This window comes from Stenotrophomonas sp. FW305-C-20-S1 (assembly GCF_058783335.1).
The window spans coordinates 20538-30285 of sequence record NZ_JBYTEK010000047.1; the positions used below are offsets into that span (position 1 = coordinate 20538).

At 67.1% G+C, this 9748-nt stretch carries 9 protein-coding genes and 1 pseudogene; 3 read left to right on the plus strand and 7 right to left on the minus strand.

Features of this window, described 5'->3' with window-relative positions:
• Positions 1-156: 156 nt before the first annotated feature.
• Complete coding sequence (locus tag AC3WTC_RS18570) at positions 157-549, minus strand: VanZ family protein (RefSeq protein WP_025878689.1); 393 nt, start codon at positions 547-549, stop codon at positions 157-159.
• On the minus strand, positions 546-1730 hold the full coding sequence (locus AC3WTC_RS18575) for a class I SAM-dependent methyltransferase (protein ID WP_025878690.1): 1185 nt from the start codon (positions 1728-1730) through the stop codon (positions 546-548). The genes AC3WTC_RS18570 and AC3WTC_RS18575 overlap by 4 nt, the downstream gene beginning before the upstream one ends.
• Before the next feature lie 59 nt (positions 1731-1789).
• On the opposite strand from AC3WTC_RS18575, the gene AC3WTC_RS18580 reads away from it, so the two are divergent.
• A complete protein-coding gene (locus AC3WTC_RS18580) occupies positions 1790-2527 on the plus strand; it encodes a pteridine reductase (protein ID WP_088100951.1) in 738 nt (245 codons plus the stop codon).
• A 76-nt stretch (positions 2528-2603) separates the two neighbouring features.
• Here the strand turns inward: AC3WTC_RS18580 and folK are convergent, their stop codons facing one another.
• Positions 2604-3089, minus strand: coding sequence for a 2-amino-4-hydroxy-6-hydroxymethyldihydropteridine diphosphokinase (folK, locus tag AC3WTC_RS18585; protein WP_025878692.1), 486 nt, complete (start codon positions 3087-3089; stop codon positions 2604-2606).
• Between the two features lie 93 nt (positions 3090-3182).
• On the opposite strand from folK, the gene AC3WTC_RS18590 reads away from it, so the two are divergent.
• Positions 3183-3926: a proteasome-type protease gene (locus tag AC3WTC_RS18590; protein WP_492712241.1), complete on the plus strand. Its 744-nt coding sequence runs from the start codon at positions 3183-3185 to the stop codon at positions 3924-3926.
• Between the two features lie 75 nt (positions 3927-4001).
• Here the strand turns inward: AC3WTC_RS18590 and AC3WTC_RS18595 are convergent, their stop codons facing one another.
• The 4 genes and pseudogenes from AC3WTC_RS18595 to AC3WTC_RS18610 all read right to left on the minus strand — a co-directional run.
• Positions 4002-5513, minus strand: coding sequence for a hybrid sensor histidine kinase/response regulator (locus AC3WTC_RS18595; protein ID WP_032975381.1), 1512 nt, complete (start codon positions 5511-5513; stop codon positions 4002-4004).
• A 4-nt stretch (positions 5514-5517) separates the two neighbouring features.
• Positions 5518-5958 (minus strand): response regulator, encoded by a 441-nt coding sequence (locus tag AC3WTC_RS18600; RefSeq protein WP_025878695.1) that lies wholly within the window; start codon positions 5956-5958, stop codon positions 5518-5520.
• Entirely contained in the window at positions 5955-7772 is a 1818-nt protein-coding gene (locus tag AC3WTC_RS18605; RefSeq protein ID WP_301866583.1) for a sensor histidine kinase, read from the minus strand. The genes AC3WTC_RS18600 and AC3WTC_RS18605 overlap by 4 nt, the downstream gene beginning before the upstream one ends.
• Before the next feature lie 200 nt (positions 7773-7972).
• A pseudogene (locus AC3WTC_RS18610) lies at positions 7973-8209 on the minus strand (BON domain-containing protein); the annotation flags it as partial.
• A gap of 336 nt (positions 8210-8545) precedes the next feature.
• On the opposite strand from AC3WTC_RS18610, the gene AC3WTC_RS18615 reads away from it, so the two are divergent.
• Entirely contained in the window at positions 8546-9589 is a 1044-nt protein-coding gene (locus AC3WTC_RS18615; RefSeq protein WP_492712242.1) for an oxidoreductase, read from the plus strand.
• Positions 9590-9748: the final 159 nt, after the last annotated feature.

Here is a 9748-nt window from a genome sequence, read left to right on the forward strand (position 1 = left end):
TGGATCTACGGTAGAGCCAGGCCATGCCTGGCTGCCTTTGGTAGACGACAACCTTGGTTGGCGCCGGCGAGATCCGTCCACGCATGGCGTGGATCTACTGTAGAGCCAGGCCATGCCTGGCTGCCTTTGGTAGACGCCAACCTTGGTTGGCGCGCCTTACCCCCGCCAGCGCAGCAGCATGTCGCGCAGCGGGGTCAATGCGGTGGCCATCCCCGCCAACACGCCAACGGTGTTGGCCACCGCATCCATCGGATCGGCCATGCGGTTGCTGGTCAACGCGCCCTGCGCGAACTCGATGCCGACGCCCATCAGCACCAGGCCGGCACCCACCCACAGCAGTGGACGGCCACGCCGGAACAGCTGCACCGCGCTGCCAGCCAGGATGAAATAAGCCAGGAAATGCTCGCCCTTGTCGCTGTTTTCCGGCAGCGGGATCGGCGGCGGCGGAATCAGGCAGACCACGATCACCGTCAGCACCGCCAACACCCACAACGCGGTCCACAGTCGTGGTCGCCGCAGCGGCTTGATCACCGGCAACGCTGCACTCACAGGCGCCAGCTCAGGTCGCCCAGTTCGAAGGCCGGTTCGAAATCGACGTCGCGCTGCAGGCCAATGGCCTGGAAACGCTCGCCCATCTCCGTTGGCAGGGTCAGCTTCTTCACCTGGTCGCGCAACTGGATGCGGCCCACCTCATCGGTGCGCTCCTCGGCCAGGGTCAGTACCTGGTCCAGGCCGTTGCCGAGCAGGAAACTGGCCTGGCTGCAGTACCCGGCCAATTCAAATCCGCCGTGCAGGCCGGCCTCGGCCATGGCAGTGAAATCGACCGATGCGGTGATGTCCTGCAGGCCCGGCCAACGATGGATCTCGTTGTGCACGTGGTGACGGTAGAACGCGCGCACGGTGCCGTCATCGCGTTCTTCCTGGTAGAACTCGCCCCGGTTGTAGCCGTAGTCCACGAACAGCATCGCGCCGCGCCGCAGGCCACCGGCCACCGCCTGCAGCCAGTACGGCAGCTGCGGCAGCACTTCGGAACGGTAGCCGTCGGCAAAGGGCTTTTCCAGGTAGCGCTCGAGATGGCGCACCGCGCCGTTGAGCAGGAGGTCGGCCGGCTGCGCGCCACGGATGAAGTTGCCCTGCCCGTCCAGTTCGACGGTTTCCTCGTATACCTCGCCGTCCTTGATGAGGAAGCGCGGTGTCGGCAGCGCATCGATCACCTCGTTGGCGAACACCACGCCGTCCCAGTCGTCCTCGAACGGACGATCAAGCCATTCCACCCGGCCGGCCAGTTCGGGCGGCAGGTTCTGCTGCAGGCGCTCCTGCTGGCGCTGGCGCAGGTCCGCACTGGGTTCGAGGATCGCGTAACGGGCCGGCAGCGCCTCCAGCTCGGCCAGGCGCAGCAGCACCGCCTCGGCGAAGGCGCCGGTACCGCCGCCCAGTTCCAGCATCCGCGCGTGCGCATCGAGCTGGCCGAACACCGGCGCCAGTGCATTGGCCACGCTGCCGGCGAACAGGCTGCCGAGTTCCGGTGCGGTGGTGAAATCGCCGCTGCCGCCGAATTTGCTGGCACCGGCGCTGTAGTAGCCCCAGCCCGGCGTGTACAGGCACAGCTCCATGAAGCGGGAGAACGGCATCGCCCCCCCCTGTGCGAGGATCTCGGCACGCAGGGCGGCGGCCAGTTGATCGCTGTGGGCCAGGGCATCGGCTTCGGGCAGGGGGAAGGTAGGCTGCATGGCGTCTTCGAATGCGGTGACAATGGTGCACAGGATAGCCGAGCCTTGGAGGACCCTCGATGAGTGACACCGCCCCCGTGGCCCTGATCACCGGCAGCGCACGCCGGATCGGCGCGGCCATCGCCCGCCAGTTCCACGCCTGTGGCTGGTCGGTGGTGCTGCACGCCCATACCTCCAGCGCCGAACTGCAGCAGGCCGCCTTCAACCTGGACAACGAGCGCCCCGGCAGCGTGCTGGCGTTGCAGGCCGACCTGCGCGACGCCGATGCCCTGGCCGATCTGGTCGAGCAGGCGGTCACCCACTTCGGCCGCCTGGATGCGCTGGTCAACAACGCCTCCAATTTCTTCCCCACCCCGCTCGGCCAGGTCACCGCCGAGGCGATGGACGAGCTGTACGCGGTCAACGCGCGCGCGCCGCTGCTGCTGGCCCAGGCCGCGGCTCCTTACCTGCGCCGCCAGCACGGCTGCATCGTCAACCTGACCGACCTGCACGGCACTGACCCGATGCGCGACCACGTCGCCTACACGATGGCCAAGGCCGCGCTGGAAATGGCGACCCGCTCGCTGGCGCTGGAACTGGCGCCGAAGGTGCGGGTGAACGCGGTGGCACCCGGTGCGATCCTGTGGCCGGAACAGGGCAAGGACGATTTCGCCCGCGAGGCGCTGCTGGCGCGCACGCCGCTGGCGCGGATCGGCACGGTCGAGGAAATCGCCGAAGCGGTGTACTGGCTGGCGGCCGAGGCCAGCTTCGTCACCGGCCACACGTTGCGCGTGGATGGTGGGCGTACGGTCAGCTGAAATGTTGCCGGCCAGCGGCCGGCACTACCGGTAGCGCCGGGCCATGCCCGGCGAGCGCAGCGGCAACAACCACCCGTCATTCGAGGTCCACGACCTCGAACGCTTCACCAAACTGCTTGTGCGCGCGCCACAGCGTGGCCAGGTCCAGGCCGCTGACCGGATCGACGAAGTCCGGGGCGATGTCAGCCAGCGGCTTCAGCACGAAGGCATGCTTCAGTTCCGGGCGCGGAATGCGCAGATGGCCGGGGCCCTCCACCACCAGGTCGCCATAGAACACCACATCGACGTCCAGGGTCCGGTCGGAGAAGCGTGGGCCGCTGCGGTCACGACCATGCGCATCTTCCAGCGCATGCAGCCAGTCATCCAGTTCCTGCAGCGGCAGGTCGGTCTCGAGGGCAACGCCGTTGTTGAGGAAGGCCGGGCCGTCGAAACCGACGGCAGCGGTGCGGTAGGCGGCAGACACCTGCAGCGCGCCAAAGCGCTCGCGCAGGGCCGCCACCGCAGCGTGGAGGTAGCGGCGGGGATGGACGTTGCTGCCCAGGCTCAGGAGCACGGTGGTCATGCGGTTCCGGTGACGGCAATCAGGTGGAGCGCGGGCATGCCATCGTCACAACGGCCTGCCTACAATCCGGGACGCATATGATAGGGCACCGACATGACCTATTGCGTTGGAATCGAGGTGGACGAGGGCCTGGTCTTCGCCGCCGACACCCGCACCAATGCCGCGCTGGACGATGTCCGCGTGCACCGCAAACTGCACGTGTTCGAATATCCCGGCCAGGCCGCCTATGTGGTGATGGCCGCTGGCAACCTGGCCACGACCCAGTTGCTGGTGTCGCGGCTGAAGCGCGATGCCGAGGAGCGGCGCACGCCGAACCTGCGCGACATGGCCCATCTGTTCGAGGCTGCGGCCTACGTCGGCTCCCTGCTGGTGGACAGCCAGGTACAGAGCCAGCACACCGAGCATGGCCACGACGGGGTGAACACCCAGGCGACGCTGATCTTCGGTGGACAGATTGCCGGTGAACAGCCCGGCCTATACATGGTCTATCCGCTGGGCAACGCCATTGCCGCCTCGCCGGAGACGCCCTATCTGCAGATCGGTGAGTCCAAGTACGGCAAGCCGATCCTGGACCGCATCCTGACCCCGTCCACGCGCCTGGAAGATGCCGCACGCACGGCGATCGTCTCGCTGGATTCGACCATCCGTTCCAACCTGTCGGTGGGCCTGCCGGTCGACCTGGCGCTGCTGCGCGCCGGCGAACTGCGGATCAGCCAGCAGCTGCGGCTGGGCGCCGATTCGCCGCTGTATGCCGACATCCACCAGAACTGGTCGCGACGGCTGGAACAGGCGGTGGAAAGCCTGCCGCGGTTCCCGTGGGAACCCCAGGGCCGGTAGTGCCGGCCGCTGGCCGGAAACCGCAATGATCCGACCACACGCCGATGCCGGCCAGCGGCCGGCACTACCCCTGTTTCAGCCCAGCGCGTCGGCCACCGCGCGGAAGACCTGCTGCATCTGCAGCGGCTTGCGCAGCAGGTGCACCTCGATGCCAGCGGGGAACACATCTTCCGGCATCTCCCCGGCAGCGTCTTCCAGCACCAGCGCCGGGCCGCGGTAGCCGAGCGTGGCCATTTCGCCCAGCAGCTGGCTGGCCGACAACAGCTTGGAGCCGGCATCGGCAATCACCAGCGCCGGCATCGCCTCCTGCTGCATCCAGCGCAGCGCAGCCGGGCCATCGGAGGCCAACTGCAGCTGATAGCCCTGGCTGGACAGTGCATTGCCCAACAGCGACAGGCGGGTGGCTTCACCATCGACCACCAGGATCGACTGACCACTGCCCAGTGCCACCAGCTGTTCGATCGGTTCGCCGCCCTCGGCGCTGGCATGCATCGGCAAGCGCAGCTCGAAGCAGGTGCCTCGCCCCAGCTGGCTGTCGACGTGGATGCTGCCACCGGCACCTTCGACGATGCGCTTGCAGGAAATCAGGCCCAGCCCGGTGCCATCGGCCTTGGTGGTGAAGAACGGGTTGAACAGGTGCGACAACGTGTCCGCATCCATGCCGGTGCCTTCATCGACCACCGCGATGCGCAGCCAGTCCTCGCCATCGCGCTGGCCACCATGGCTGGCGGTCAGGCTCAGGTTGCCACCCTGGGGCATCGCCTGGATCGCGTTGAGCGCCAGGTTCAACAACACCTGCTGCAACTCGGTGTAGTTGGCATCGACCACCAGCCCCTCATCCTCGACCACCAGGTCCAGGCGGACGCCATCGGGCACGTTGCTGCGCAACAGCAGCGCCACGGCCTGGAACAGGTCATCGATGTGGATGCGTTCGCTGGCCTTGCGCGAGCCGCGCACGAACGACAGCATCGATTCGGCCATCTCATGGCCACGGCGACCGCATTCGGCGATCACGTCGGCCAGGTGGTGCAGCTGCGGATCTTCGGTACGCGCCTTCAGCAGGTCCGGCATGATCAGCAGCGGCTGCAGGATGTTGCGCAGATCGTGGCTGAGCCCAGCGGCCAGCAACGACAGGCTTTCCAGCCGTTGCGCGCGCATCAGCTCGGTTTCCACCCGCGAGCGCTCGATGGCGCTGCGTGCCTCACGCACCGCGCGCGCCACGGCCGACGGCAGGCGCGCCGGCTGGTGCTTGATGATGTAGTCGTTGGCTCCCTTCTGCAGGGCCGCCACCGCATTCTCCTCGCCCATGGTGCCGGAGACGAAGATGAAAGGTACCTCCGGCAACGCATCGCGCACGATGCGCAGCGCGTCGTCGCCGGAGAAACCGGGCATGCTCAGGTCGGACAGCACGATGTCCGGCTGGAAGCGCGCCAGCGCATGGCGCAGGTCGTCCGCGCTCTCGACACGCTCGAAGGTGGCCTCAAGGCCTGCATCGAGCATCTGTTCGGACATCAGCTCGGCATCCTCCGGGGAATCTTCCACCAGCAGGATGCGCAATGCGCCGAGCGCGGGACCGGTCAGGGGCATGGGCCTACTCGATCTCCGGAGCCTGGTTGATCAGTGCCCAGAACTTGCCCAGGGTCTGCACTGCGCCGAAGAACTGGTCCACGTCCACCGGCTTGACCACGTACGCGTTCACGCCCATGTCCCAGCTGCGGGCCAGGTCGCTTTCCTCGCGCGAGGAGGACAGGATCACCACCGGCAACCGCTTCAGCTCATCGTGTTCGCGGATCTGCCGCAGCACTTCCAGGCCATCCATGCGCGGCATCTTGATGTCCAGCAGCAGCACCGCCGGCAGGCCCTCTTCGCGGCTGGCGAAGGCGCCACGGCGCAGCAGGTAATCCATCACTTCCACGCCGTCTTCGACGTGCACGATGGGATTGGCCAGGCGCGCTTCCTGCAGCGCATCGATCGCCATTTCGGCGTCGGCCGGGCTGTCTTCGGCCAGGAGGATGGTGCGCAGCGTCGTCATGCGATGGGGCCCTGTTTGTCCGCGTCGAGCACGGGGGGAAGATAGAAGTGGAAGGTGGCGCCGGCATCCGGTGCGGCTTCGGCCCAGATGCGGCCGCCATGGCGGGTCAGCACCCTGCGAACGCTGGCCAGGCCGATACCGGTGCCGGGATAGTCGCTGGCCTTGTGCAGGCGCTGGAATACACCGAACAGCTTGCCGGCGTAGGCCATGTCAAAGCCTGCACCATTGTCGCTGACCGTGAACTGATGACCGCCATCGGGCTGCTGCTGGTAGTCCACGCGGACCTTGGCCGGCTCGCGGTTGGCTGAATACTTCACCGCGTTGCCCAGCAGGTTCAGCCAGACCTGGCGCAGCATGTTTTCGTCGCCCACCACGATCGGCAGCGGCGCGATGCTCCACTCCACCTGATGGGCGTGGCCACTGCTCTCGGCTTCGCTCTGCACGTTCGCGTCGAGCATCGCGCGCGTATCGGCCACCAGCGACTGCATGTCCACGGTCTGCTGGCGCATCGCCACGCGGCCCAGGCGCGAATAGACCAGAAGGTCGTCGATCAACGTGGCCATGCGCCGCGCTGAACCGGAGATCACCCCCAGGTAGTGCTGGCTCTTCTCGTCGGCAGCCTCGCCCAGATGGCGCGACAGCTTGTCCGAGAAACCGGCGACATGGCGCAGCGGCGCGCGCAGGTCGTGCGACACCGAGTAGCTGAACGCTTCCAGTTCGCGGTTGACCTCCGAGACCTGGGCAACCTTGCCCTCCAGCTGCCGGTTCAGTTCTTCAACACGTGTCTGCACCGCACGCTGCACGGTCACATCGCTGACGGTCAGCAGCACCACTTCATCGTCGGTGTCAGGCAGCGGCATGCGCCGGGCGTTGAGCAGCATGTAACGGGACATGCCGTCGACGGTGCGTTGTTCGTGTTCGAAATCCCACAGTTCGCGGCCGCGCAGCAACACATCGGCCAGACGCTGGCGCACCACCGGGTCACGCCACGCGCCCTCGCCTACGTCTTCCAGCAGCAGGCCGTCGGCGCGCTCATCCTGCAGCCCGTACAACTCGGAGAACGCGGGATTGTGCAGCTGCACGCGCAGCTCGCGATCCAGCAGCACGATCGGTTCGCGCACGGTCTGCAGCACCGACGCCGCGCGTGCCGCTGCGCGCTGCGACTGCCGCTCTGCCTGCAGGCGGCGGCCGATCTGCCGTTGCAGCAGCCACAGCACCAGGCCGAGCAGTGCCAGCTGCACCAGCAGCGAGCTCCACGACACGAAGTTGGTCTGCCGCTTCTGTCGCTCCGCCTGCGCGGTGCGCTGGGCCAGCAGCGCTTCCTCACTGGCCTGCAGCTCTTCCACCAGGCCGCGGATCGGGTAGCGCGTGCTCAGGTCCTGCACCAGCTCGCGCTGGTCGCTGTTCGGCTCGGACTTCGCCAGTTCACGCGCAACCCCCAGCCGACCTTCCAGCATCGACTGGATGCGGCCGATGCGGATCAGCTGGTCCGGATTGTCGCGGGTCATCCGGCCCAGTTCGGCCAGACGCTCGGGGATGTCGTTGGCCTTGCCCATGCGCTCGCGCAGGCCCGGCGCGTCCACGCCCTTGGACAGCGTCAACGCAGCAGATTCGATGTCGCGCACGTCGGTCTGCAGCTGCTGCAGGGCCACGGTCACCTGCTGGGTATGGGTCACCCAGCCCATGGCCAGTTCGTTGTCCTGCTGCAGTTTGCGCAGGGTCAACCACGGGACCACGATGATGGCTGCCGCTGCCAGTGCCAAAGCAGGCAGTCGCCAGCGATCCCAGATGTCATCACTGAAAACCAGCGCCATAGTTCCTCGTCAGCTCAGCCGGGGAGTGCGATCCGGGCAGGACCGGCCACGGCGGAACCGGCAATATAGCGCAGCCGGTCACATCTCTGGGGCAATGGGTCATTCGGCGGGGCGCCCACCAGCACGCATCGAGCAGGCGCCACAGCACAAAACAGGGGCGCCCCCGTGGGAGCGCCCCTGCCGATAACCTGCGGGGTCAATCAACGCTTGGCGGCGCTGACCTTCAGTGCGGCGGCATCAACGCGGGTCACGCCCTTGATGCCCTTGGCGGTGGCGATGGCCTTGTCATGCTCGGCCTTGGTGGCAACGGTGCCACTCAGGCTGACCACGCCATTGACCGTCTCCACCTTTACTTCGGTACCCGGCACATTGCTGCTGGCGAGCAGATCGGCCTTGACCTTGGTGGTGATCCAGCTGTCGGTGACCGGCTCGTTGGAATCATGGCGGTCTGCGTGGGTCATCGCCGAATGATCGGTTTTCGGCGGGCTCTTCGCTGCGGCGTCCTGGGCGAATGCGGCCGAGGAGGACAGCGCCAGGCCCAGGGTGAGGGCGGAAGCCAACAGCGTACGGGTCGTGGTGCTCATCGTTTGGTTCTCCTACTGGTTGGTGCGCCCAGTGTCGCCAAGTGCTTGTAGTGCAGGCGTGGCGCTGCGGTCACGCTCACGTGAATGGGCGCACCCGCAGCGGGAATGGTTCAGCTTCCGGGCGCGTAGTCATCTCGTTTACCCTGAGGTTCCTGTCCTGCACTTCACGATCTGCGCGGAGATCCTCCCATGCGCCCTGAGCTGCAACTGGCCCTGATCGGCTACGGCCTTGCCGGCCGCGTCTTCCACGCCCCGCTGATCCAGCACACGCCGGGGCTGGCCCTGCACAGTGTGGTCAGTTCGCAGCGCGATACGCTGCTGCGCACCTTCAGCGACGTCCACGTACGCGCGAGCGCACAGGAGGTCTTCGATGACCCGGCGGTAGATGCGGTGGTCATCGCAACGCCGAACGAACAGCACGCGCCATTGGCCATCGCCGCGCTGGCCGCCGGCAAGCATGTGCTGGTGGACAAACCGTTCGCCGTGAGCGTGCGCGAAGCCGAACAGGTGCTGGCCGCAGCGCGCGACGCTGGACGCATCGCCACCGTGTTCCAGAACCGGCGGTTCGATGCGGACTTCCTGACCCTGCAGGCGCTGCTTGCCGACGGCGCGCTCGGTGACATCGCCGAATGCCACGCACATTTTGACCGCTACCGTCCGCAGGTGCGCGAACGCTGGCGCGAGCAGGACGGGCCGGGCAGCGGCCTGTGGTACGACCTGGGGCCGCACCTGCTGGACCAGATGCTGGTGCTGTTCGGCTGTCCGCAGGCGATCGATGCGGACCTTGCAGTGCAGCGCGAAGGCGGCAGCGGCGTCGACTATTTCCACGCCGTACTGCATTACCCGCGCCATCGCGCGATCGTGCATGCCGGTTCACTGGTCGCTGCGCCTGCCCCCCGTTTTTCCGTGCATGGCACGCGGGCCAGTTGGATCAAGCAGGGCCTGGACGTGCAGGAGGGGCAGCTACGTCGCGGCATCGCGCCAGGTGCGCCGGGATGGGGTATCGATCCGCGCCACGGCGAGCTGCTGCACTGCGATGCGGAGGACAACGTCCTGCGCAGTACCGTGGACAACCTGCCGGGCGACTATCGGCGCCTGTATGCCGACTTCGCGGCGGCGATGCAGGGTGAGGGCGAGCCGACGGTCAGCGCGCAGCAGGCGCTGCAGGTGATGCGGCTGCTGCAGGCGGGGATGGATAGCGCGCGCGAAGGGCGGCGGGTGCAGGTGGGATGATCGGCAGGGCTGCGCCCTGCACCTGCCGAATCAACGTCAACGTCAACGCCAACGTCAACGTCAAAAGCGGGCATTCCGTGGAATGGCGGGGTGGGTCCGGTTGCGGGGGACGCCGTAAACCCATCCCTGGGGGCTTGGCCGCGGCATCCATGCCGCGGA